Source organism: Spirosoma sordidisoli (genome assembly GCF_004138325.1).
In the GTDB taxonomy this organism is placed as follows: Bacteria; Bacteroidota; Bacteroidia; order Cytophagales; family Spirosomataceae; genus Spirosoma; species Spirosoma sordidisoli.
The window spans coordinates 360,073-385,434 of the sequence record NZ_SBLB01000003.1; the positions used below are offsets into that span (position 1 = coordinate 360,073).

The following is a 25,362-nucleotide window of genomic DNA, read 5'->3' on the forward strand; positions in this document are numbered from 1 at the left end:
TACCGATTCTTCGTAATCCGGCGTAGGTAGCGGGGCTACCCGTTAAGTATATACGTCATCTATTTTTCCTTTTTCGATGCGCTGATATCAATCGAATGAGTACAATTCTAAAGGGTCTTCCCTCCCGCCCCTGAGTAGATATAACGAGCATTTTTACGACGCTCAACCAATCGGCACTTCACGGGCTGTACAGGCGCAACGAGCGACCAGGCCGGTTCGTCTAAACCAATAAGCAGGCATCTCGTTTGACAGGTAGTACCAACGACGTGTATCCGTATGCAGCTCAACAAGCGTATCGACCAGCCGGAGGCCGTTTCGCCGGCCCTGGCCCGGTTCCGAACCAATAAAGCGATTCCGTCGGTCATCGAGAAAAACGTACTGACCGCTTTGTCTTTTTTTCCGGCGCTGCAGCAGACACCGATTCGCTTTGTCTTCAAACAACGGATCAACTCATCCGTCATGCAGGCGCAGCCGGTTTTTCAGACCCTGCTGCGCCCCCGGGCCAACCGGGCGTACCAAATCAATATCAGTGCGCTGTTTACCCTGACGCACACGGCCATCCCGATCCATCAGCTGCCCGATGCTATCATGATCGGGTGGATTGGCCACGAACTGGGGCATATCATGGATTACGAGCGCCGGACCAACCTCGAGCTGGTGGGGTTTGGGCTTGGCTACGTTTTCTCGGCGGCTTACGTAAAAAAGGCCGAGCGGATTGCCGACAGTTTTGCGGTCAACCACGGCCTCGGCCATTACCTGATCGAAACGAAACGGTTTATTCTCGACCATGCCGAGTTACCCCAGGCCTACAAGGACAAGATTGCGCGTCTGTACGTCTCGCCCGAAGAGATTGTTGAGCAGGTGAAGAAGCTGGAAGAAGAAAAACTCGACCGCCAGAAAAAAGCCCTATGACAGGCTTTTTATGTACTCCCCGAACTCCAGCAAATCAGCTTCTTTCATCACACGCGGGATTTTTGCCTGTCCGCCCAGCTTTTTGAATTCCTCGCTCCAGCGGTAGAATTGTTCGACCGGAATCACCTCGGCCTCCACGCCTTTCAGCGCTTTGGTCCGGGCCACGTTGTAGTTTTTGTTGGCCTGGCGAAGTTCTCGGTCGAGTGATTCAGCAAACGTCTGGTTGTCGACGGTTCGGTTGGAGCCGATGTACCATTTGTTGATGTATTCACCCTCTTTCCGCACCGCTGAAACCACAAACTCCTGAATTTCGATGTCGAACTGCTGCTGCATGAGCTGCATGGCGTCGTTCATCTGATGCACCGAGAGCTGCTCTCCAACAATGTTCAGAAAATGTTTGGTACGGCCGGTAATCTGTATCTCGGCCCGCTTCTTGTCGGTGATCATGACGGTATCGCCAATCATGTACCGCCAGGCCCCCGATACCGTAGAGATCAGCAGCACATAGTCGGTATTCTCTTCGGCTTCGGCCAGCGACAGAATCGTGGCGTCCTCTCTGACCCGCCCGGCCTCGTCCATATTGGCGTCAACAAATGGCACGAACTCGAAGAAGATACCATTGTCGACCATCAGCGCCATCGACGACGTGTCGGGCCGTTTCTGGGTGGCCAGATACCCTTCCGATGTGAGGTAGGTGTCGATGTAGGTGAGCGGCCGGGCCAGCAGCGTCTCCAGACTTTTGCGGTACGGTTCGAACGCTACCCCACCCGTGGTGTATACCTGCAGGTTGGGCCAGATGTCGTGGATCGTATTCAGCCGGTTGTACGCAATCACTTCCTTGAGCATCATTTCAATCCAGGATGGAATACCACTCAGGCTACCAATGTCCCAGGATGGGGCTTCCTGCGCAATCCGGTGCACCCGCTCGTCCCAATCCTGGATCGACGCAATCTCAACACCGGGCTTGTAATACCCGCTGAACCAGCCCGGTATGTTAGCCGCACTGATGCCGCTGATTTCGCCTTCCTGATGATCGTCTTTCTCGATGAGGCTTACGCTGCTCCCCAGCATCATGATCTGTTTTTCGAAAAAGTCGGAGGGCAGATCGAAGTTTTTCAGGCTCATCACCTGCTGAATACCAGCTTTGCGAATCGCTTCCAGCATATCGTCGGTAACCGGAATAGCCTTGCTGGTACTGGTCGTGCCGCTGCTGAGGGCGAAATACTGTTGTCCGCCGGGCCAGGTAACGTTCTGATGGCCTTCCAGCAGGTAATGCCACCAGTCGGCGTTCATCCTGTCGTAATCATGTACCGGCACGGCCTGTTGAAAGGCCTGTACGGGATCATCACTGGCTAGAATCTGACTGAAGTTGTATTTTTTGCCGAATGCGGTGAGCTTCGCTTTTTTAATCAGCTGAAGTAACACCTCCCGCTGCGCTGCGACCGGATCGGGGTCCGACACAATAAAGCCGTATACATCAATTGCTCTTTTTAATAACTCGCCAATAACTGCCATGGGTAATTTTTTCGGATGGATTTGCTATCGGCTTAACCAGATCGGCCCGACTTTGTTGATGATTACAATTGCCTGACCCGTAAACCGACTTTCGACTGCACGTGAATCAGCGTCTGTATGCCGGTGGGCCGGATGGCGATCTGCTCGGGGGTGAACCGAAATGACTGGATAACCAGATCGGTTTTCTTGCCTGCTCCACCTTTCTCGTAAGCCTGGGTAATTTTCTGCGGCAGTTTATTGATCTCGTCGCCCAGCGAAATTTCCAGCAACTCATCGACCAGCTTCAACAGACTTTTCCGCACCAGCGAACTCACGAAGCGGGGCATACCGCTCTGGCTGGCAGCATCGAAATCAAGGTTGCTGACCCGCAGAGTATTGGTCAGCGTATCGAAGACCGGACGACCCCGCAGGTAGATCACCCCGTCCATCAGTCCACCAACCTCCGTTTTGACGAGTAAGGTGCGCTGGCCGCCGTAGACGGCCACGTTCCGGATCGTTACCGCCCCGAAGAGCAGCCGTTTTTTTTGCTGGCTGAGGGTCAGGTTCAACACCCGGTTTATGTCGGCATAGGGCAGGTCGCTCACCAGTCGCAGGTCAGACAATAGCGGGAGTTGTTCTTTCCGTTCCAGGGTTGGTAACTGGGTCGGGGTGTAGGCCGGTGTGGTAGGTTTCAGCTTTGTCTCCGTATTCAACGCAATTCGGAGGTGGGTGATGATCGACCCGTTTCCTCCGCTGATGGGACTGGTTTCAACCCGCACCGGCTTGGGGAGCAGCCAGAGGCCGAACTCTTTACTGACCAGCAAGGGTTTCTGAATATCCTGCCAGATCGGTCCGACAATCTGGTCGATCCGGAGTTCTTTGTAGATAGCGGTGTCGATAGCCGACTCGATGGCGGGCTGGTAACGGTCGAGCAGATTTCGCACAAAATCAGTCAGCTGAATCTCCTGCCCCAGAATTTTGATCTCCGGTTTTATGATCCAGTCAAAGCTGGTGAATTTCACCCGGCTGGCCAGGCGCCAGTCAGGCGTTACCGTCAGTGGGCTCTGAAAATTGATATGCAGCGAACAGAACGGCTTGTCGGGAGGGGTTTTGTCCTTACTGAACGGCTTGGTAATCCAGAGCTGAAGCGGGGTCGAAAACCGGAGCTGCTGATTCTCGTACTGAATACGGACCCGACCCGACCGCGCCACCCTGAACGGGAACACGCCCCCCCGTTTGCCGCCGGGCGCGCCTTTACCGACCAGCAGCGGGTCAAGTTCACGGTTAATTTTTTCTTCCAGTTCACGGATCGGAAACTCAATCGATCCGGCCACGTGCGAAACAGTAGTTGATATCGGCGGGTCGAACCCTTCCGCTTTGGGGGGGCTTGTTTCTACATGCTGACAATCCGAAAGGCTGACAATCAGCACCAAACCCATGAAATAGTGTAGTAGCAATGGTTTCATCAGGCAATCTGGTGGAATTGGTAGTAACACACGGGCTTCGCTTCCTCACCCCCTGCCCCCGCCCGTGTGTTACAAATCATCGAATGGGCTACGACAACACTTCCTTTTTCTCGATACCGTCCGGGTTACCGTCCAGCACCGCTTTGGCCGTGGCTATAACGTTGTCGACCGTAAATCCGAAATAGGCCATCACCTCGTCGCCGGGGGCCGACAGCCCGAATCGGTTCATGCTGATGGTTGTGCCTTCGTCGGTGACGTACTTGTGCCAGCCGATGGGCGAGCCCGCTTCTACCGCCAGCCGTTTGCGGATGGAAGGCGGCAGTACTTTGTGGTGGTAAGCCTGATCCTGCTTTTCAAAAAGCTCCCACGAAGGCATACTGACAACCCGCGCCTGAATCCCCTGTTTCTTGAGTTCGGCCTGCGCTTTCAGCACCAGCGATACTTCGGAGCCGGTTCCGATCAGGATCAGCTGCGGAGTGCCTTCGGACTCACTCAGGATATAAGCCCCTTTTTCGACACCCTCCCGGGCCGAGCCGTACGTTCCCTGGTCGAGCACCGGCAGCTTCTGCCTCGACAGAATCAGCAGCACCGGCGATTTAGGCTGTAACATGGCTACACGCCAGGCTTCGACGGTCTCATTGGCATCGGCCGGTCGGATTATGATACAGTTCGGAATGGTTCGGAGGGATACGATTTGCTCGACGGGCTGGTGGGTAGGGCCGTCTTCGCCCAGGCCGATGCTGTCGTGGGTAAAGACAAAGGTAGCTTTTGATTCGGCCAGGGCGGTCAGCCGGATGGCCCCCCGCATATAGTCCGAAAAGTTCAGAAATGTGCCGCCGTACGGATGTATGCCCCCGTGTTGCGACAAACCGTTCAGGGCTGCTCCCATGGCATGCTCCCGAACGCCAAACCATACGTTCGAGTGGTCGTAATGCCCCGGCTGAAAACTCACATCCCCTTTGGTAGGCATATCGTTGGACGAAGCCAGGTCGGCCGATCCGCCGAACAGGAACCGGACGTTTTGCTTGAGGGCTTCCAGCGCTTTGCCGGAGGCCTGCCGGGTCGCCATGTCTTTATCATCGGCCGTGAAAACTGGCAAGCCGGCATCCCAGCCATCGGGTAACTTGCCAGCAAAAGCCAGTTCAAACTCTGCCCCTTCTGTTCCAAACTGCTTTTTATAGGCATCGAACCGGGTTTGCCAGTCGGCCTGAAGCTGGCGACCCCGCTGTCCCGCTTCGCTCAGATGCTCCCGAACGCCATCGGGTACCACAAACGACTGGTCGGGGTCGAATCCAAAATAGGTCTTCACTGCCCGCAGGTTTTCGTCGCCCAGCGGGCTGCCATGCACCTTGCTGGTTCCGGCCAACGGGCTGCCATAGCCGATCACCGTGCGAACGGCAATGATCGACGGGCGCTCGGTCTCATCCTGTGCCGCCCGGATGGCCTGGTCAATGGCGTCAAGGTCGTTACCATCGGCTACTTCCTGCGTATGCCAGCCGTAGGCCGCAAAGCGCGCCATCCGGTCTTCCGTAAACGCCAGGTTAGTGGGGCCGTCGAGCGAGATCAGGTTATCGTCGTAGAGGTAGATCAATTTCCCCAGCTTCAGGTGGCCCGCCAGGGAAGCCGCTTCAGACGCGATCCCCTCCATCAAATCGCCATCGCTGACAATCGAGTAGGTGTAGTGATCAACGATGGTGTGGCCCTCCCGGTTGTAGGTGGCAGCCAGAAAGGCTTCTGCCATTGCCATGCCGACGCCATTGGCAAACCCCTGCCCAAGCGGCCCTGTCGTTACCTCTACACCAGCTGTCAGATTGGATTCTGGATGGCCGGGTGTTTTGGAATGCATCTGCCGGAACTGCTTTACATCGTCGAGGGAGAGATCATACCCGTAGAGGTGTAACATACTATAAAGCAACGCAGAGCCGTGGCCGGCCGACAGAACAAACCGGTCTCGGTCGGGCCAGTGCGGGTCCTGCGGATTGAATCGCAGATGTCGGGACCAGAGTACGTAGGCCATTGGCGCTGCGCCCAGCGGTAAACCCGGATGACCGGAGTTGGCCTGCTGCACGGCGTCTACCGCCAGCAGCCGGATGGTGTTGATGCTACGTTCGTCGATTGAGGTTGCCTGGTTTGTCATCGTAAGAAAGGATTGATTGCAGTCAATACAAAAACGCCGATCTGCCATACCTGGGCAAACCGGTTATGTATCATAACCCGGAATAAGGGAAAGTAGATAAAAAAAGTTGACTACTAATCATCTATCTCACTTTCAGTCAACTAGTTATAACTAACAGGTCAGCTCTTTTTTTACGAGAACAGCCGACCGCCAGTCAGGCAGCCGGGCACTAAAGCTGGCCTCCAGCCAACCTGTTTTATCGGGACTGGAATGACCGGGATAAAAAACGCTGTTTTACTCCTGCAGCGTATACAGGAATAAAACAGCGTAGAGACCGGCTGCCAACCGACTGGTTTGCACCGGATACGGGTAAATGAGTTGGGGAAGCGTTGCTTTACTGAATGGCTTCAATGGCCATGAGTTCCCACATCATAGTCCACTGTTCAGAGTCGAGCCACTGCCGGATGGTCATATCGATCAGGTTTTTGTCGATCGCGTATTCGAGGGCGTCCATCACCCGCCGGTGCTTCGGAATGGCGTGGCCCACCCGGGAGTAATAATCTTTCAGAAACTGATCTTTATCCGTCGTCAGCAGCGAGAAGTTCTCCCCCGTATGCGGATCGCGAAGAAGAATGGGATAGGCATTCCAGAACTCGAGGGCCGCTTTTTCGCGGTTCTGATCGAACAGGTCGCGCCCTACTTCATCAGTCAGCACAAAGAAGTCGAGATAGTAATAACCCTCTTTGTTCAGGTTAAGGATAAGACCCCGGTCGACCAGATTACCGATTTCCTCGGCCGAAAAGCTGGGGCCTTCCTGGCCAAACCGGTACAAAGCGGCATACTGACGCGTATGGGTCAGAAACAGGAATACGTACTGATTAGGCGTGATGTTGTAACGTAACAGGGCGTCTAGGTTAATCTCAATGGTATTCATCAGAGTACAAGTTATGAGGCTGAAAAACTTTTCCTGAAGGCAAACGAACCTATTTGTTTGTTAAGCAATAGATTATTCCGCTTCCTAAAATTATGCAAAATATTGTTAACGCTAATACTTAGTTATTAACATGAGCAACGAACTTATCTGTAAGTACACACTACCTACATTAAATACTATATCAGTAAGAAATTATGCAAGTGCCAGAACAGTTTAATACCCTACCGGTTTAATCTACATAAACCAGCATAACTCAACCAGAACGCATGACTATTACCCTTGAACAGGCCCAGCAGGCTATCGAAGCGGCCAAACAAAAATCGATCGAAATAGGCACCCTGATGAACATTGCTATCGTCGACTCGGGTGCTAACCTGGCCGCTTTTGCCCGTCAGGAAGGGGCCTGGCTTGGGTCTATCGATATCTCCATCCGAAAAGCCAAAACGGCCCGCTACTTCGACATGCCAACCGGCGAAATTGGAAAGCTTTCGCAACCCGGCGGCCCTCTCTACAACATTGAGCACTCTAACGGTGGACTCATCTCTTTTCCGGGTGGTATTCCCATCAAAAATGCGGAAGGCACCATCATCGGGGCCATCGGCGTTTCGGGGAGTACGGTCGAGAACGATCATACCGTAGCTCAGGCTGGGGTCGAGGCCATCTCCTGACGGCGGAACCTGTCTGGCTGGTTCCCCTCCCCGACTTTCTTTTATTTTCTCTGTTCATCTAAACCCGCTACTCACTATGGCAAGCAATCGTGGTGTCGTATACACCGGTCCCGGCAAAGTCGAAGTACAAACTATTGATTTCCCGGAACTGGTTAACCCCAAAGGCAAAAAGATCAACCACGGGGTTCTTTTAAAAGTAGTATCGACGAACATCTGCGGTTCCGACCAGCACATGGTCCGTGGCCGAACAACCGCCGAACCGGGTCTGATTCTGGGCCATGAGATAACGGGAGAAGTAATCGAGAAAGGGTCTGACGTCGAGTTTCTGAACGTGGGCGACCTGGTTTCCGTACCCTTCAACGTGGCCTGTGGCCGGTGCCGGACGTGTAAAGAGCAGAAAACCGGCATCTGCCTGAACGTGAACGAGTCGAGGGCCGGCGGTGCCTATGGGTACGTGGACATGGGCGGCTGGATTGGCGGCCAGGCCGAGTACGTAATGGTTCCCTATGCCGATTTCAACCTGCTGCGGTTTCCCGACAAAGAGCAGGCAATGGACAAGATCCGCGACCTGACCATGCTCAGTGATATATTCCCGACGGGTTTCCACGGTGCGGTCAACGCCGGCGTCGGGCCGGGCACTACCGTATACGTTGCGGGAGCCGGTCCGGTCGGTATGGCCGCTGCGGCTTCGGCCCAGCTCCTGGGGGCTGCCGTGGTCATCGTGGGCGACATGAACAAGGCCCGACTGGCCCACGCCCGCTCCATCGGTTGCGAAACGGTTGATCTGAACGAAGATGCGTCGCTGGCCGATCAGATCACCCAGATCCTGGGCGTTCCCGAAGTAGACTGCGCTGTCGACTGTGTCGGCTTTGAGGCCCGCGGGCATGGTGGAGAGGTCCAGAAAGAAGTACCGGCCGCCGTATTAAACTCCCTGATGGAGATTGCCCGGGCAGGCGGTGCAATCGGTATTCCGGGTTTGTACGTTACCGAAGACCCCGGCGCCGAAGAGTCGACCGCAAAAACGGGAAACCTGTCCATCCGCTTCGGGCTGGGCTGGGCCAAAAGCCATTCGTTCTTTACCGGCCAGACTCCCGTTATCAAATACAACCGGCAGCTGATGATGTCGATTTTGTACGACAAAGTGCAGATTGCCAAAGCGGTCAATGTCGAAGTGATCAGCCTGGATGAGGCACCAAAAGGCTATGCTGAGTTTGACAGCGGGGTGGCCAAGAAATTTGTCATCAACCCGCATGGCCTGATTCCGGCCTAGCCTCCGCAACCCAGATTGATCTGAAAAAACACCGCAAGTGAGCCAATGGGCTTTGTTTGCGGTGTTTTTGCTGACCAACGGGGTAACCTTCCGGTCGAATAGCAGTTTATTCCAGTAGTATACAATACAATCACAAACGTTATGAATGAGTTGCAGGGAAAAAAGATAGCCGCTCTGATGACAGAGGGCTTTGAACAGGTAGAGTTGACAGAGCCGCGGCAGGCACTCGAAGCCGCTGGTGCCACGGTACACCTCATCGCTCCCAAAGGCGGGGAGATAAAAGGCTGGGACCATACCGAATGGGGCGATTCATTCGATGTTGACCTCCCCCTGGACGGGGCCGATCCCGGCCAGTACGATGCGTTGCTGCTACCCGGTGGGGTCATGAACCCCGACAAGCTGCGTACCGAGCAGAAAGCCGTGCAGTTCATCCAATCGTTTTTCGACGAAGAAAAACCGGTTGCGGCCATCTGCCATGCGCCTACCCTGCTGGCCGAAGCCGACGTAGTGCAGGGACGTACGCTGACGTCCTACCCTTCCATACAGACGGACCTGGTGAACGCAGGCGCCAACTGGGTAGACCAGGAAGTCGTAACCGACGGAAACCTGGTTACCAGCCGCAAACCCGACGATATTCCAGCCTTCAACGAGGCCTTTATCAAACTCATCACGGCAGGCGTTACCGCCAGTCGGTAACCTGACATAAAAAAAGAGGGCGCCCTGTGGCGCCCTCTTTTTTTATGATTAAAATACTGCCCGGGCAATTTGCATGACGTTGTCGGCCTTGCCCATGGTGTAGTAGTGGAGAACGGGCGCTCCGGCAGCCATCAGCTCCCGCGATTGCTGTATACCCCATTCGATACCCACCTGGCGAGCCTGCTGGTCGTTCTCGCAGGCCTCTACGGCGGCAACCAGTTCCTCGGGCATGTGGAGGTGAAACAGTCTGGGCAGGATTTGCAGTTGCCGGCGTGTACTCAGCGGCTTCAGTCCTGGAATAATCGGGATATCGATACCATGCTGTCGACACCGTTCCACGAAATCGAAATACTTTCGGTTGTCGAAAAACATCTGGGTTACGATGTAATCGGCCCCTTTGTCTACTTTCTGCTTCAGGTACTCGAAATCGATGTCGTGGTTTTCGGCTTCAAAGTGTTTCTCGGGATAAGCCGCTACCCCGATGCAGAAATTGCTCGGAGCCAGGGCGGTATCTTCCTCGTGCAGATAAACACCCCGGTTCATGTTGGCCACCTGCTCGACCAGTTCGCTGGCGTAGCTGTATCCGTTTTCTTTGGCTTTAAAGGTCGTAAAAGGTTTGGCCGGGTCGCCCCGTAATACCAGCGCGTTATCGATACCGAGGTAGTGGAGATCGATCAGGAAGTCTTCGGTTTCTTCCCGGCTGAAGCCACCACACAGCACATGCGGCACCGGATCGACGCCGAACCGATGCATAATGGCCGAACAGATGCCGACCGTTCCGGGGCGTTTGCGGGTAACGATCTTCTGAATGGTACCGTCGGGTAACGGCCGTTCGATGTACTCCTCCCGGTGATACGTCACGTCGACGAACGGGGGCTTGAACTCCATCAGCGGCTCGATATTGTCGAGCAGATTTTTCAGGGTATCGCCCTTGATGGGTGGGATAACTTCAATGGAAAAAATCGGCTTGCCGTTCGCAGCCTTAATATGATCGGTAATCTTTGTCATTGCGGGGTCAAAGTTAACGCGAAAACACGGTCAGGCGCAGGTAAATTCCATTTGCCTGCCCCGTGCTCCAGGGCTGAATGTCGAGTCGTTTTCCCAGTTCGCCCTTGTTTTTCACCTCGTGTAGTTTGGGAATGCCCCAGCCGATCAGCGAACCAAATGCGGCTCCGGCCAGCAGGTCCGTGGGGTAATGCAGCCCGCCTTCGTACCGCAGTACAGCGGTTGCCGTGGCCAGTCCTAATGATCCAACCCAGACCACCGGTTTCCAGTTCGATTCGGGAAAGTAATGCCGAAAAACCTCGCCGGTAAATACCGCCGTGGCAAAAGCATTGGTGGCATGACCGGAAAAAAAGGCCTGACGGGCACTGCGTTCCAGCTTCTCCTCCAGCGGAGCCACGGGGTTATACACAAAAGGCCGGTTACGCTGGGTCAGGTTTTTAACGGATCGCTGCAGACCGTTGGCCAGCAGCACCGTTTCGATATACATCACCCCAATTGTTTTGATATCCTGCCGCATGGGCTTCGTCCCGATCGTTAACAAACCCGCCAGCGCCACATTGCCCACCAGCGACGCATCGCTCAACCGGTCGGCGGTGGTGCTGTACCGGTCGATAGCCCCCCGGTCGAAGGCGGGGATTCTGGTCCGGTCCAGGCTGGCCAGATCCGCGATCGTTAGTGGCTCGACCCTGGATTCCAGCACAAGGGCAGTACCAGCCGCGACGCCCCCTACCCCCAGCAGGCCCAGTTCGCGCCCCGTCTGAAGACGGTATGGTGACTGGCCGAAGCCGGGTGTGATCAGGGTCAGCTGAACAAGACAGCCCGCCAGGATAGCCCGCAGGCTATTTGCTGTGGTTGATGCGCGTAGGTAAGGATTCATAGAGCGAGTGATTTGGGCGCTTTTACACGGTGAGTACAGTAGGTTCGTCGGCCAGAATGACCAGCCGCCCTTCCACTTCCGGAAAGCCCATCTCCCGATAAAGTCTGGAAAAGTAAAGCAGACTACTGGTCACAGCCGGGTCAGCGTCAGGTATAACCGCCGAAGACGAGGCCGGCCCGGGTGCCGATTCGTACTGAACGAGTACGATATGGCCATCGGGGTAATGCACGACCCGGTGAGGAGCGCCGTGCATGCGTTTGCTGCTCAGAATACTCCGATCGGTGTCAATCCGCAGGGTTGAATCGAACAGCGAGGCCAGCGCCGGATGCGACACAATCGTCATCAGTCGCCCGCGCAGGTCGTTGCTTTCACTGTGCCGGATAAGGCCCTCCCGCACCAGCTGGCGCAACGCCCGGTCGATACCGTCGGGGCCTTTGATCAGACTGAGGGCAGCACAAAGTTTGCGGTCGCGCTCCCGGTTACGCTGAAACGTAGCCACGTCGAACACCCGGTCAGCCTGCCGACGCAGGTTTAGTTCCTGTTGCCGATGGCCGCTTCGGATATCGTCCAGCAGGATTTCCTCGTCGGTCTGCTCATCTACCCGATGGGTGAAGGCATCGGCGCAGAGGCTGACTTCGTAACTCGACCGTCCTTCCTGCCACACGCAGCCGCAAAGCCGGGCCTGTTCGCTATCGCGCAGGAACGCGTGCAGCCAGTAGCTCACGTTTTTCTGTTCGCCCGGTTTGCTGAAATCAGTCAGTTCGCCAATCACATACAGTCGGTCGGTTGGCCGGGTAAACGCCACGTACAGCAGGTTCATGTTTTCGAGAAACGTCCGGGTTATCTCTTCCACATACTGCAACCGCACGACCTCCGGGGTTTTATCCAGGCTGCTGTTCGGATGGGCGGGGGCGCTAAGCAGACGAGTCAGTTCACCGGTATGAGCCTGGTGAGTAAGCTGGTCCGTGGGTACGGCACTCAGATCGAGCCAGATCGTTCCCCGGCTGTTGGGGGTTACCGCCCAGTTGGCAAACGGAATAATCACCACCGGGTACTCCAGGCCCTTGGACCGGTGAATCGTTTGAATACTGACGGCATTTCGGGCGTTCCCTTCGACCGATACTTTTTGCCGGACGCTATCCCAGTACAGCAGAAAATCGGCCAGGTGGCCACTGCGTTTCTGGTTGAACGTCAGCACCTCGTCGAGAAATCGGAACAGGAAGGGGTTGTTCTCAGCCTGGCTGAAGAGCCCGAACTGAGCCGTCAGCCGCTCGGCCAGCTCGTAAGGATTCAGCTGCCCGAGGGCATACGGGTCAAGCGGGTAACCTTCATCCGTCAGATACGCATATACGGCGTCGGCCCCTTTTTCGGCAACGCTCCGCAACTGTTCCGTCAGCGCATCGTCGGGGAAAACACCCCTGACTACCCGATGAAACAGGTACAGCAGTTCGTAGCGAAGCAGCTTATGATCGGGCCGCATCAGGAGTCGCATCAGCGTGACGATCCACTTGACCGGGTCCGAAAACTCCAGCGACAGTGAGTCGGCCGAGACCAGCGGAATCTGACGAGCGTTCAGCTCGCTGGCCAGCGCTTTGGCGTGACTCCGCTTCCGGCAGAGAATAGCAATATCACCATACTGATAGCCGTCGGCCAGCGCTTTCTGCAGGTGGTCGATGGTTTTTTCGAGCATGACGGCCGTCAGATCCTTACCCGTACCGGTGTCTTTAGCGACAAAGTCGATCTGGACATGCCCCTGCTCTTTTGCCTTCGGCGACACTTTCTGATGAAATAGCTGCTCGGCATCGAATACATCGGCCACTTTCGGGTACTGATACTCGAAGGAACGGGCGGTATGCTCGAAAAACTGGTTGTTGAACCGAATAATTGGCGCTGCACTGCGCCAGTTGGTATCCAGAAATTCGCCTTCCAGATGCCCTTCCAGCATCCCGATCCGATCGGCAGTCCAGGTGTCGGGGCCATGCGCCTGCTTCAGGCTGACCAGGTCCTGCCGGTGCAGCGCTACGATCTGGTCCATATCGCCCCCCCGAAACCGGTAAATGGCCTGTTTACCATCCCCCACTGCCAGGTTAAAATGCTGAAAGCCGAGCGCGTTTTCGATCAGGGGCAGCAGGTTGGCAAACTGGAGCCGGGAGGTATCCTGAAACTCGTCGATCAGGATATGGTTATATTTATCGCCGAGTCGCTCGTACAGGAACGGCACGGGCTCCGACGCGACAATGCTCAGGATTTTCTTGTTGAACTCAGAGATATGCACCCGCCCATCTTTCCGCAGCAGCTCATCAAACTCGATCCGCATCTGCTTCAGGAGGGCCAGCTTCTGCAGATGAGGCAGCAGACAATCGAAGAGCGCTGCCTGACGCCCCCGTTCTTCGCGCAGACCGATGATCTGACCAATGCAGTCGCCCAGTTCGTCGACCATACTGTCAATCAGGCCCTGAACCGGCATGGGCGTCTTTTTGCCGTACCATTCGCCATTGTTGACCGCATTATTGACTCGGGCACCGATATCCTTCCGGGCTTCGCCGGCTGCCACCGCTTTCAGAAAACCGCCCACCCCACCGATACCGTAATGAAAATCGGCTTCGCTCAACCCTGCTTCGGTAATTCGTTGCCAGGCCCGCTGGGCCTGGCCTACGATATCCGTTTCCAGCTGCTCGTTATGGGCTTTTAGCTGCTCCCGAATGGCCCGCAGCGCACCGGGCGACAACTGCTGGGCGGCATTGACTGACTCATAAAACTGATCGGAAGTCAGGTTGTAGCCAAACTCTTTCAGTAATTCGGGCAGTTGGTTCCAGCTTTTGCCTTCGGTGGCTGTGTTGGTGAAATACTCGCTCAGGATGGTGGTAATTTCCTCCATTTCCTCGACTCCAGCCTTTTCGATCATGTTGTCGATGGCCAGTTCAAGCACTTCGTCCGTATCCATCTCCACCTCGAATGAGTAAGGCAAACCCAGTTCGTCGGTGAAAGCCATCACCACCCGCTGCGTAAACGAGTCGATGGTTGTTACGGAAAAATCGGCGTATCGGTGTAGGATGGTCCGAAACACCGACGACGCTTTCTGCCGGAGCTCGTCGCGGGCAATTTGGAATGCTTCCTGGTGCGCATCTTCGGTGGCCTGAATCCCGTACAGCTCCGTAACGAGGTCGTTCAAGAGGGGCGAATCCTTACCATCGGCGATGTCACGCAGCCGATCTAGGATTCGGTTTTTCATCTCGTTGGCCGCGGCATTGGTAAAGGTGACAGCCAAGATATGCCGAAAATAACTGTCCTCCGCCCCCGGCCGCAACGCTAGCTTGAGGTACTCTTTGGTAAGCGTATATGTCTTACCAGACCCAGCCGAAGAACTGTATATTTTAAACATGAGGACGGGAGAAGGAACTGAACCCGAAACGCGACGGCTCCGATTCAGTTCCTTTCATTAAAAATTGTACCGTATCCCCAGACCTGTATTCAGGTTGAGAAAGAACGGCGCCTGGAGGAGTTCCACGTAAACGCCCCCTTCTAGGAAAAACGAGTAAGGTTTGCCGGCCGGGAAATACTCCAGCCCGCCAATACCGGACCCACCGAGCGATAGCGCATTTTCGTACTCGCCATTCAACCGGGGCGGATAGTAGCGCCGGGAGTTTATCTGTCCGCCAAATCCGTAGTAGCCGCGCAGGCTCTCACTACTGGTCAGGGCTTTGTGCCAGATGTAGTGTCCCTGCACGCTCAGCCCGACACTCTTGTAATCGCCGGATCGGTAGCTGCGCCGGGTGCCATAGAGGCCGCCGTACGTCCCGATGTTGAGATCAAATGCGTGATTACTGCCGAAGTACTTGCGCACATTGAGACCCGAGGGTTCACCAATCCGAAAGCCGACCGACCAGTTGTTGTACTGAGCCAGTGCCTGGTTCGAGGTTGCCAGCCCGATACTCAGCGCCAGCATGCAGAAGAAAGTTAGTTTTCTCATGAAATTCAGTCGTAAAAACAGACCATTCAGGCATTCGATACGGCCTCAGGGCGCTGAGCTTCCTCGCCCGTTCCGAGCGGCAGGTCAGCGGAAGCCACCGGGGCGTCTTTGTGCCGTAACACATGCATCAGTTGCTCATTCTCGGCCCGGGTACCGACCGTAATCCGCAGGCACCCCTCGCACAGAACCACTTTCGAGCGATCCCGGACGATGACCTGCTGGTCAATGAGATGGGTAAAGGTACCCGGCGCATCGTCGAACTGAACGAGTAGAAAATTGGCGTCCGATGGATGAATAAGGCGAACAGACGGCAAGGTTTGCAGGGCATTCGTCAGCCACGTCCGTTCGGCGAGTATCCGCTGTACGAACTCGTTTTTATCCGTCTCGTGATCGAGCGCTTCGAGGGCGAGTGTCTGCGTTGGAGCCGAAATATTGTAGGGCGGCTTGATCTTGTTGAGTACATGAATCAGCTCTTCCGAGGCAAAACACATCCCCAGTCGCAAGGCAGCCAGTCCCCAGGCTTTCGAGAACGTTTGCAACACTACCAGGTTAGGATACCTGTCGAGCTGCGTGGTCCAGGAAGGAGCATCCGAAAAATCGATGTACGCTTCGTCGACGATCACAAGCGACTGATCGGCAGCCTCCAGGATGGTATGGATAGCCTGGTCCTGAAGCCGGTTGCCGGACGGATTATTGGGTGAGCAGAGCCAGATCAGCTTGGTGTTTTCGGTAATGGCGGCCAGCACCCGATCCGTGTCTACCTGAAAATCGGGCGTGAGCGGTACCTTGATCACGTTCACGTCGTTGATACCCGCCGACACTTCGTACATGCCGTAGGTAGGGGGCATAATCAATATGGAGTCCTGACCTGGCCGGCAGGTAGCACGCACCAGCAGATCAATGGGTTCGTCGGACCCGTTTCCCAGAAAAATCTGGCCGGGCCGAACGCCTTTGATGCCGGCCAGGCGCTGCTTGATGGCCCCCTGGTGAGGGTCCGGATAACGACTGTAGTTGCCTGACCCGGATGCCGACCCAAAGGGGTTTTCGTTGGCATCCAGAAAAATGCCGACGCTTCCTGTATACTCATCGCGAGCCGATGAATAGGGTGTCAGAGACAGGATATGCGGGCGGAGCAGTTGGTTTAAAGCAATCATTGCGGCAAGTTAGCAACGGACTGCCAAACTGTGCATTGTTACGCTAAAAAGATAGGTTCCAACCCCACCAATGGGCATGGCGACACGGCGCGTCTGACGGCTTATCAGCGGTCCGGCAGGAGTTCCCGCAGGGAGACCGTCACCAAAAATGGATCGAGCCGGTGCAACTCCTGAAAGGCACGTACCATAGTCATCTGATCCGAGTTTTTCTCGTACCATACTTCCACGAAGAAATCGTACAGGCTAAACAGTTGCGTGTCGTAAAACAGTTGTTTCTGGCCGGCAAGCAGATATGTTCCCTCCAGATAAACGATAAACAGTTGGTCTTCCATGGCCAACTGTTTATACTGATGGAATGGTGTAGGGTCTGAGGAGTCTGGTTTTCTCATACATCCTCTACTGTCAGCACTCCTCCTCCATCCGAATCCGGTCATAAAGACTTCGGGCCCGATCCCGCGCCCGCTTGATGCGCATCTTTATGGCACTGGAGGTCAGATCCTGCTTACTGGCCAGCTCGTTGATCTGCAGACCGTCTTCATATTTAGCCAGTAGCAACTCCCGCTGGTGATGAGGCAACTGGTTCAGAACCCGTTCAAAAATATGGAAATAGGACTCGTCGAGCGTAGGATTTTGCTCATCAAGCGTCTCCTGCTCACGCATGTAGGAGCGCCAGAGTGTTTGATGCTGTTGTTTTTTCCGAAGCTGATCGATGCAATAGTTAGCCGTGACGGTATGCAGCCAGGTGGTAAACTTTGATTCGCCCTTGAAGCCTCGGAGTTTCATCGTTAGGCGAACGAAAATGTCCTGAACATAATCTTCCGAATCATCCGCATTTCCGGTAAAGAAAAGGCATTTCTGATATACTAACTGACGATAGCGTGTGTAAAGCTGCCCAAAGTACCGTTCATTGTTAGTGTCCAGATAAAGAGAAACTAGTTCTTGGTCGGTTAAGTGACGCATCTATTAAGAGTTACGGTGGTTACATCTGAACAAATATAACCGACTGTATTTCTCGCTTTTGGTAACTACGACTCCTAGTTAATGAACGATCAACTTACTGAATGAACGGGCGTTTTATCAAATAAAATAGATTTTCCTACTTTGCCTATAGTAACACCTATCTACCCCAAAGGGTCTTCTCTACCTGCTCCCGATAGGTAGCTCCCAGCGGAATCTGATGTTGCTGTACGGAAACATGTTTGGATCCAATACGGGTTATTGACTGCCGGGAAACGATGTAGGATTTGTGTACCCGGATAAAGGCACCCGCTGGCAACTGTTGGTGAAGATCAGCTAATAGCTCGCTGACAACCAGAACTGATGTTTTGGTGTACACTTTACTGATAGCCCCAAAAGCTTCAATATACAGGATATCCTCGACAGCAACCCGCACCGACTCACGACCTGTTTTCAGGAATATATGTGTTGGCGTTGCACCTGGCGAAAAAGCAGGATCATTGGCACCGAGCACCCGGCTAACTGCCCGTAGTAACCGTTCAAACGTGTAAGGTTTTACCAGATAATCAACCACTCCTACTTCAAACGCCTTGAGGGCGTGGGCGGGATCAGCCGTTGTCAGTATGACCCGTGGCGGGCGTTGTAAGGTTGACAAAAACGAAAGCCCATCTATACCCGGTAAATTGACATCCAGAAACAATATATCAACCTGTTCCTGGTGTAGAAGCGATACTGCACTCAACGGATTGTCAAAGCTACCGATCAGCGTCAGGTAAGGCAACTGACTCAGGTGATGTTGCAACAGCTGTTTTTCAACTGTATCGTCTTCAATGATTAATGTTCGGTACAGATGCATAAAGGTAGGCGGGATTGGCAGCTAAGGTACGGCAATCCTAAATATACTATTTGAAAAGTAGCATATATTTGAAAATGCACGATCCCGGCTATCGGCGGGGCCAGTTCCCCTTTTCCGGCTGTGGTCGCAGAACAAAAACGTCAAGTATGGCATAAGGACGAGCCAGATATTCACGGACCAGGGTTTTTAGCGAGTACCCATCAGGCACATCCTGAGCCGCAAAGGCAATCGCTTCTATACCTTCATGGTTACCGATAAACAGCGCCCGGGCGTTGTGAAAGTTCTGGGAGATGATCGTGATTTTTTCCTGATTGAATACATCCTTGCACCGCACGACCGAATCGAACGTCCGGTAACCGGCATAGTCCAGCGTCATGACCGAACCTGGTACACCCAGCCTGATCAGCGCCCGTTGCATATCAGCAGGCTCGTTGTAGTATTCGGAATCGTTATTTCCGCTCAGTATGAGGTATTTTACCTTGCCTTCTTTCCAGAGTCTGGCAGTTGCTTCCATTCGATACCGGAAAAACAGATTCTCTTTGCCGGTTCGAACAAATTTACTGGTCCCCAGTACCAGCCCTACGTCATTGGCGGGCAACTCCTGAAGATTGAAGTAAATCTGGTTTCGGGTGTTCTGAACGACCCACCAGTTACAAATCAGCACTACCGTTGCGCCAACGAACGCAACGGCGATACTGAATTTTATGACTCCCTTGACCACGCGTACGCCAACCGCTTCACGGGGAGACTGGTTCGTGTAATCGCTGGCCAAGGTAGAGTCCATAAGTTACAGGTTCTGCGCCAGGACTATGAAAACAGCCCTAACTGCACTGATTCTTTATCTTCAGCTTCCGTACTGACCTGCGTACCGGAAGCCTCGGGCTGCTCTTTTTTCGGCAATTCACTGACTACTTTGGGAGGCAGGAGCTTTACTTCCTTAACTCGGGCAAAAGGCAGTTTGTTGCCCAACGCCTTCCAGCCACGGACCTCGATAAAGCCTTCCGGCTCCAGTACCATCTTCTCCAGCGGGCCCCGGTCTTTGACCTGATGCACAATCTCGATTCGAGGATACCGATCAGCCGTGACTGCCAGGTTTTTAGAGCCTTTTGTATCGCCGATAAAGCTAAATTTTTTGTCCAGGGAGGTGGTCTCTACCTTGAATCGTTTTACGTACCAGGACTTCTGGTTGGCTTCGTAGTAGATGGCCGACAACACCATATCCGGATCAAACTTCATCAGCACGGCAATATCGTTCGGTTCGTACCGGTTGGTCAGGTCAAAGCTGGTCAGTTCATACTGGCCATCTTTATACACGACCAGAATACTATCCTTGGCGTCAAAATTACCCAGCAGCCTACCCCGCTCGTCGCGGTTGAGCCGGCCCAGATGCTCGTCATACCAGATATCGACTCCGCCAAGCGTCGACGTACCCGCTGTCTTCTGAACGATTTTTCGAACCGGATATTTGGTCAGGATATTTCCTTGTGCCGAGCGGTTCTTGATGCCGACCGTTGCGAAGTTATAATCAAACTGCTTGATCTTCGCTGAGCTCTGGGCCGTCAGGTTAACCGTAATCACTTCGGCTTCCCCGTTATCGTTGGCACTGAAATAGGTTATCTTCGACTTTGGGTTACCCATGGTCAGGTCGTACTCCCGATCGCGGGTGACGCCCGTAACCGGAAACCGTTTGGCCATCGAAATACCCGATTTACTGTCCAGATAAACCATGTTGTAGATCTTCCGCTCGTCGGCTTTTTTAAACACCGACACGTAAACAATATCCTTGCCAACAAAGACCTTCTCCTGAATTTTGGTAACAACGCATTTGCCATCCCGCCTGAACACAATGATATCGTCGATATCGGAACAGTCGCTGACGTATTCGTCTTTCTTCAGCCCGTACCCGATAAACCCGCCTTCACGGTCTACGTACAGTTTCTGGTTAGCAGCGGCTACGACGCTGGCCGCAATGGTGTTGAAAGCCCGGATTTCGGTTTTGCGCTCGCGTCCTTTGCCGTACTTCTTCTGCAGTTCCTTGTAATAGGCAACGGCATAGCGGGTGATATTGGCCAGGTTATCGTTGGTTTCTTCCAGTTCCTGCTCCAGCCGGCGCATCAGTTCGTCGGCCTTGAAACCGTCATACTTCGAAATCCGCTTGATCTTTATCTCCGTCAGCCGGATCAGGTCATCTTCGGTGATCTCGCGGTAGAACTGTTTCTTAAATGGTTTGAGCGCCTTATCGATCGTTGACAGTACAGCCTCGAACGTCTCGCACTCCTCGATTTTGCGGTAGATGCGGTTCTCGATGAATATCTTCTCCAGCGAGCTGTACAGCAACCGCTCCATAAGTTCACCCCGCCGGATCTCCAGCTCCCGCTGCAGCAGCTGTACCGTCTGGTGGGTATTGACCCGCAGAATATCCGTTACGCTGACAAAATGGGGTTTATCGCCAATGATGACACAGGCGTTGGGCGAGATGCTGACCTCGCAGTCGGTGAAGGCGTATAGCGCATCGATGGTCACGTCGGGCGAAACCCCGGGTTGCAGATGCACCAGAATTTCAACGTCGCGGGCGGTATTGTCGATGACAGCCGCCACGTTCCGGCTGGGGGCTTTGATGCGTATCTTGCCGAGTTCGGCCGCCTTGACGATCGACTCGATGAGCTGCGAGGTGGTGACCCCGAATGGCACATCCCGAATGGCGAGTGTCTTTTTATCGACCTCTTCGATCCGGGCCCGTACGCGCACTTTACCGCCCCGGTGGCCATCGTTGTAGTTGCTGACGTCGATGAGTCCACCCGTCTGAAAGTCGGGGAACAGCGATACGGGTTTATCTTTCAGGATCTGAATCGAAGCGTCGATCAGCTCGTTGAAATTGTGGGGCAGAATCTTGGTTGAGAGGCCGACCGCAATTCCTTCCACGCCCTGCGCCAGCAGCAGCGGGAACTTGACAGGCAGCGTTACCGGCTCTTTCTTACGACCATCGTAGCTAAGCTGCCACTCGGTCGTTTTATCGTTATAGATGGCATCGAGCGCAAACTTCGACAAGCGGACTTCGATATAACGGGGGGCGGCCGCGCCATCGCCCGTGCGCACGTCTCCCCAGCTGCCCTGCGTATCGAACAGGAGCTCTTTCTGACCGATATTGACCAGCGCTTCGCCAATCGACGCATCGCCGTGGGGGTGGAACTGCATCGTCTGCCCGATGACGTTGGCGACCTTGTTGAAACGCCCGTCGTCCATTTCTTTCAGGGCGTGCAGGATACGTCGCTGTACGGGCTTCAGCCCATCTTCTACTGCGGGGACAGCCCGCTCCAGAATAACATACGAGGCATAATCCAGGAAATAGTTTTCATACAGTCCTGATACGACCGTCTGGTCATGCAGAACTTCTTCCGGTGTGTTGGTTGGCTGGTCATCAGGGTCGGTGTCGTCGGCCAGCGGTACGCTTCCGTCCGGTTGGCTGTCACTGGCGGGCAGCCGGAATTCCTCCATCGGTTCCTGATTTTCTTCGTTCATCATGAATTGCTACACTACTGTTTCAGTGGATAAAAAGGCGGGCTGACCAACCGATCTTCACTGGTGTTTGGTCTCTTAAAGATACAAAAAAAACGGGATATACGTGCGTTTTAGGCGGTTTTTGTCTACCGGCCCGTAGTCAGCTGCGTCAGCAGCCAGGTGGTTGCTTTTTCGGTTTGTTCGGGGTAGGTCCAGTGGCCGGTATCGCGGTAGAGCTCCAGCTGTTTGGCGCCCGGAATAACGTTATAGGCCGCGTACATGGAGGTTGGCGGGCAGGTTTCGTCGTTGTAGCCCCACGAATAATAGCCTGGCACCTTTACCAGCCGCGCGAAGTTGACGACATCGTAGTAGCCGGTGGTTTTGATCCGGTCGGGTTTATTATTGAAGGCCAGATTGTCGCCGGCAAACAGATGGGGCCACCCCCCAGCCCGGCCGTTCAGGTACCCCGTTACGTCGCATAGCGCGGGGTAATAAGCCGCCAGCCACCTGACCCGGCTGTCGAGTCCAGCCGTAATGATCGATAGCGCGCCCCCCTGGCTCCCGCCGGTAATGCCCAGGTTCTGCCCGTCGTATTGGGGCATGGCCGCCAGGAAGTCGACGGCCCGTACGCAGCCCAGGTAGACCCGCTTGTAATAGTACCGATCCGGATCGTCGAGGTTGGCGGCCTGGTACCCGTTGAGCGCCCCCCGGCTGAGGTTGTCATACACCGCAGGATCCATGGTAACCGGCACTCCGTGGATGCCGACCTCCAGGGTAATAAACCCTTTTTCGGCTTCGGCAATCATACCGCCGTAGGGCCGCACGCCCGCCCCCGGTACCCGCAGAATGGCCGGGTACTTCCCTTCTTTTTTGGGAACGCACAGAATGCCGTAAAAGCGGGAGTTGTTTATGTTTTGCAGACTCAGGTGGTATACGTTTGTTCGTTCGGTGCAGCGTTCGGGCAGGAGCGTCATACGCGCATCGACGGGAATCCTGGCCAGATCGGCCTTTGCTTTTTCCCAGAACGCCTGGAAGTCGGCGGGGTTAGCTACGGTAGGCTTGATGGTGAGCGGCTCAAAACCAGCCGTCGCCATGCCGCGGTATTCCTTACCGTCGATCTCTACCGTGGCCACGCACCGCAGGAAGCCAGCCGTTTTCATAGTTCCGCCGGTTACGACTACCGGTTTATCAGTCAGGGTAATGGTTTCGGTCTGGGTCGGCGGCATTTTTTCGGGGCCGACCTCATAGCGCATTTTGGTGCCTTTCAGCGGTTCGTTTTCCCGGTAGGCGGTAATGGTAAACCGAACGGGTTCGCCGGTCTTATAGAGCCAGTCGGTATGGTCAGGGGTAACGACCAGCTTGACCAGGCGTTCGGCGGGTTGCGCCACCAGTTTGGTGGAGATCAATACAAGCAGCAGTAAACAACGTTTCATAAGCGCATGACAGCTATTCGTGGGAGAAGGATTCAGGGGCATAAGTAGCCGGGCAGCTCTGCCTACTGAGCCACCTGACTACTTTTCAGGATAAGACATTAAACGACCGGGATCAACGCTTTTCGGCGGCTTAGCTGCAGGTTGACCAGGCAGCGAATCAGCAGGGCCATCGGGAAAAGAATATCAACGCCCCCCGGCACCTTCGACACCACCATGCCGACCAGGATCAGCACAGCGGTCAGACCGAAATAAACGGATCGCCGGCGGGCTGTGGTACCCGGCCCGGTAGCCCAGTAGATGAGTGGCATATGAAGCGGCATCAGCCACAGCAAGGTCGGATTCCAGGCCGTAACGCCGTGGTCAGTGCCGACCCAGAGCAAAAACAAAAACCAGCCCAGCACCCCGGCCGTACCGAACAACAGCCTGTCGAGCCAGCGATCGACCCGCCCCCGCTGGTAGCGACGAATGGTAAAGAACGTCAGTCCGATGGTCAGGAAAGCAAAGACAACATTCGGGTCGAAGATGAACGGGACTTCCTTTTTTACCGTATTCGGCGCCTGGTACAAGGTGGTGTCGGATGCCACCAACGGCACAACCTGACCATTGGCCTGGCGGACGGTGGACCGGGCCAGCTGATCATGCACCTGGTCGGGCAGATACATGGCCTGCCAGCCCGTGGTGATTACGTCGGCGGGGGTTCCCAGGGCCAGGTTCATCCCCAGCTGCGCCCAGGGTTTCTCGCCCAGGTAGTCATTCATCCAGTCGCGGTACGATTTACCGGTCGATCGGGTGCGGGTGGGCACCGTCAGACTATCCCCACAGACCTGAGCGATTTTGTCGCGGGGGCGGGTGGCGCAGTTGTCATAATAGAACTTGTACTGGTAGGTACGATTTTCGGGCTGATAGTTTTCCATCAGCAGATTGAACAGCTGCTGACGCTGTGCGGCAGACAGATTCAGTACCTGTTCGCGCAGGGTGCGGTGTTCGATCTGGTACTCGTACATCATGGCATAGATGTCGGTTACCGAGATGGTATACGGCAGCGTGCCCCGCAAAAACTTGACGTAAAAGTTATCGGTCCGGAAATCGAAGGTTCCCCAGCCGAAGATACGCTCCTGCCCCACCCCCGGATCATAGACCCGAATAGCGGTATGGCCAAAGCTGGAATACAACTCCGAACCGGGCGACACCGTTATCAGACTAATCCGGGCGGCAGGTGTCAGCGTCTGACCGCGGGCTTCGATCGGCCCCAGCCCGTTCAGCACCCATAGTCCGGTCAGGACCACGGTCGTGAGCAGCCAGCTCCACTTATTCGTCTTCTTCATCGTTGTCGGGTTCTCGGCGGCCTGCTCCCTTTTTTTCTTTCTTACCTGTTTGACCCTGTACGCAAATAACGAGTTCACCTTTTACCGTTTTTTCGGCAAAATACGCAATTAGTTCGGACAACGGCCCGCGTCGGTTTTCTTCGAACAGCTTGGTCAGTTCGCGCGACACGCTGGCGGGCCGATCAGGTCCGAACACCTCAGCAAACTGCCCCAGGGTTTTCAGCAGCCGGTGGGGCGATTCATAAAAGACCATAGTGCGCTCCTCACCGGCCAGTTCGGCCAGGCGCGTCTGTCTTCCTTTTTTGTGCGGCAGAAACCCCTCGAAGGTAAACCGGTCGTTGGGCAGACCGGAGTTGACCAGGGCCGGTATGAAGGCCGTGGGGCCCGGCAGGCATTCGACCGGAATATCGTGCTGGATACAGGCGCGGACCAATAAAAAGCCAGGGTCCGAAATTCCGGGTGTACCCGCATCCGATACCAGGGCGAAGGTCTTGCCTTCCTTAAGCTGGTTGACGAGTCGCTGTACGGTCTGGTGTTCGTTAAAAATATGGTAGCTGTGCAGCGGCTTGCTGATGCCCAGATGCCGGAGCAGCACCCCCGATGTGCGCGTATCTTCGGCCAGAATGGCATCGACTTGCTGCAGGACTTTGATGCCCCGCAGGGTAATGTCGTCCAGATTGCCGATCGGGGTTGGTACAAGGTAGAGTTTCATGGTCAGAAGCGAACGCGCT

At 54.8% G+C, this 25,362-nt stretch carries 21 protein-coding genes; 4 read left to right on the forward strand and 17 right to left on the reverse strand.

Annotated elements, in window-relative coordinates:
• Positions 1-276: 276 nt before the first annotated feature.
• Positions 277-912, forward strand: a complete 636-nt coding sequence (locus EQG79_RS13270) for a hypothetical protein (protein ID WP_129601748.1) — start codon at positions 277-279, stop codon at positions 910-912.
• Here EQG79_RS13270 and EQG79_RS13275 read toward each other — a convergent pair.
• The 4 genes from EQG79_RS13275 to EQG79_RS13290 form a co-directional block, all read right to left on the reverse strand.
• Complete coding sequence (locus EQG79_RS13275; protein ID WP_129601750.1) at positions 907-2,427, reverse strand: GH3 family domain-containing protein; 1,521 nt, start codon at positions 2,425-2,427, stop codon at positions 907-909. The two genes, EQG79_RS13270 and EQG79_RS13275, sit on opposite strands and share 6 nt — an antisense overlap.
• Positions 2,428-2,489: 62 nt before the next feature.
• Positions 2,490-3,872: a DUF4403 family protein gene (locus EQG79_RS13280; RefSeq protein ID WP_129601752.1), complete on the reverse strand. Its 1,383-nt coding sequence runs from the start codon at positions 3,870-3,872 to the stop codon at positions 2,490-2,492.
• An 88-nt stretch (positions 3,873-3,960) separates the two neighbouring features.
• Positions 3,961-6,009, reverse strand: coding sequence for a transketolase (gene tkt, locus EQG79_RS13285; protein ID WP_129601754.1), 2,049 nt, complete (start codon positions 6,007-6,009; stop codon positions 3,961-3,963).
• Positions 6,010-6,382: 373 nt separating this feature from the next.
• On the reverse strand, positions 6,383-6,922 hold the full coding sequence (locus EQG79_RS13290) for a hypothetical protein (protein WP_077919637.1): 540 nt from the start codon (positions 6,920-6,922) through the stop codon (positions 6,383-6,385).
• A 266-nt stretch (positions 6,923-7,188) separates the two neighbouring features.
• On the opposite strand from EQG79_RS13290, the gene EQG79_RS13295 reads away from it, so the two are divergent.
• The 3 genes from EQG79_RS13295 to EQG79_RS13305 all read left to right on the forward strand — a co-directional run bounded on the left by EQG79_RS13295 (position 7,189) and on the right by EQG79_RS13305 (position 9,556).
• The gene (locus EQG79_RS13295) at positions 7,189-7,590 is read left to right on the forward strand and encodes a GlcG/HbpS family heme-binding protein (RefSeq protein ID WP_077919638.1); all 402 of its coding nucleotides are present in this window, start codon (positions 7,189-7,191) and stop codon (positions 7,588-7,590) included.
• Between the two features lie 76 nt (positions 7,591-7,666).
• Complete coding sequence (fdhA, locus tag EQG79_RS13300) at positions 7,667-8,860, forward strand: formaldehyde dehydrogenase, glutathione-independent (RefSeq protein ID WP_129601756.1); 1,194 nt, start codon at positions 7,667-7,669, stop codon at positions 8,858-8,860.
• A gap of 141 nt (positions 8,861-9,001) precedes the next feature.
• Positions 9,002-9,556: a type 1 glutamine amidotransferase domain-containing protein gene (locus EQG79_RS13305; protein ID WP_077919640.1), complete on the forward strand. Its 555-nt coding sequence runs from the start codon at positions 9,002-9,004 to the stop codon at positions 9,554-9,556.
• 48 nt (positions 9,557-9,604) lie between these two features.
• On the opposite strand, the gene metF is transcribed toward EQG79_RS13305, so the two are convergent.
• From metF to rsmI, 13 genes are all read right to left on the reverse strand, one after another.
• Positions 9,605-10,564, reverse strand: a complete 960-nt coding sequence (gene metF, locus EQG79_RS13310; RefSeq protein ID WP_129601757.1) for a methylenetetrahydrofolate reductase [NAD(P)H] — start codon at positions 10,562-10,564, stop codon at positions 9,605-9,607.
• Positions 10,565-10,577: 13 nt separating this feature from the next.
• Positions 10,578-11,438, reverse strand: a complete 861-nt coding sequence (locus EQG79_RS13315) for a phosphatase PAP2 family protein (protein ID WP_129601759.1) — start codon at positions 11,436-11,438, stop codon at positions 10,578-10,580.
• Between the two features lie 22 nt (positions 11,439-11,460).
• A complete protein-coding gene (locus EQG79_RS13320; protein ID WP_129601761.1) occupies positions 11,461-14,820 on the reverse strand; it encodes a UvrD-helicase domain-containing protein in 3,360 nt (1,119 codons plus the stop codon).
• 57 nt (positions 14,821-14,877) lie between these two features.
• Positions 14,878-15,408: a hypothetical protein gene (locus EQG79_RS13325; protein ID WP_077919644.1), complete on the reverse strand. Its 531-nt coding sequence runs from the start codon at positions 15,406-15,408 to the stop codon at positions 14,878-14,880.
• A gap of 26 nt (positions 15,409-15,434) precedes the next feature.
• Positions 15,435-16,562, reverse strand: coding sequence for a histidinol-phosphate transaminase (gene hisC, locus EQG79_RS13330; protein WP_129601763.1), 1,128 nt, complete (start codon positions 16,560-16,562; stop codon positions 15,435-15,437).
• Between the two features lie 104 nt (positions 16,563-16,666).
• On the reverse strand, positions 16,667-16,894 hold the full coding sequence (locus tag EQG79_RS13335) for a hypothetical protein (RefSeq protein WP_077919646.1): 228 nt from the start codon (positions 16,892-16,894) through the stop codon (positions 16,667-16,669).
• Positions 16,895-16,964: 70 nt separating this feature from the next.
• Positions 16,965-17,522, reverse strand: coding sequence for an RNA polymerase sigma factor (locus EQG79_RS13340; protein ID WP_077919647.1), 558 nt, complete (start codon positions 17,520-17,522; stop codon positions 16,965-16,967).
• Between the two features lie 157 nt (positions 17,523-17,679).
• Complete coding sequence (locus EQG79_RS13345; protein ID WP_077919648.1) at positions 17,680-18,375, reverse strand: LytR/AlgR family response regulator transcription factor; 696 nt, start codon at positions 18,373-18,375, stop codon at positions 17,680-17,682.
• Between the two features lie 88 nt (positions 18,376-18,463).
• Complete coding sequence (locus EQG79_RS13350; RefSeq protein ID WP_077919649.1) at positions 18,464-19,159, reverse strand: SanA/YdcF family protein; 696 nt, start codon at positions 19,157-19,159, stop codon at positions 18,464-18,466.
• Positions 19,160-19,182: 23 nt separating this feature from the next.
• Positions 19,183-21,897 (reverse strand): DNA gyrase/topoisomerase IV subunit A, encoded by a 2,715-nt coding sequence (locus EQG79_RS13355; protein WP_077919650.1) that lies wholly within the window; start codon positions 21,895-21,897, stop codon positions 19,183-19,185.
• A gap of 122 nt (positions 21,898-22,019) precedes the next feature.
• Positions 22,020-23,306: an acetylxylan esterase gene (locus EQG79_RS13360; RefSeq protein ID WP_129601765.1), complete on the reverse strand. Its 1,287-nt coding sequence runs from the start codon at positions 23,304-23,306 to the stop codon at positions 22,020-22,022.
• Positions 23,307-23,404: 98 nt separating this feature from the next.
• Positions 23,405-24,631 carry an Lnb N-terminal periplasmic domain-containing protein gene (locus tag EQG79_RS13365; protein ID WP_129601767.1) on the reverse strand — a complete coding sequence of 409 codons (1,227 nt, stop codon included), beginning with the start codon at positions 24,629-24,631 and terminating at the stop codon, positions 23,405-23,407.
• Positions 24,615-25,343 carry a 16S rRNA (cytidine(1402)-2'-O)-methyltransferase gene (gene rsmI, locus EQG79_RS13370; protein ID WP_129601769.1) on the reverse strand — a complete coding sequence of 243 codons (729 nt, stop codon included), beginning with the start codon at positions 25,341-25,343 and terminating at the stop codon, positions 24,615-24,617. The genes EQG79_RS13365 and rsmI overlap by 17 nt, the downstream gene beginning before the upstream one ends.
• Positions 25,344-25,362 lie beyond the last annotated feature (19 nt).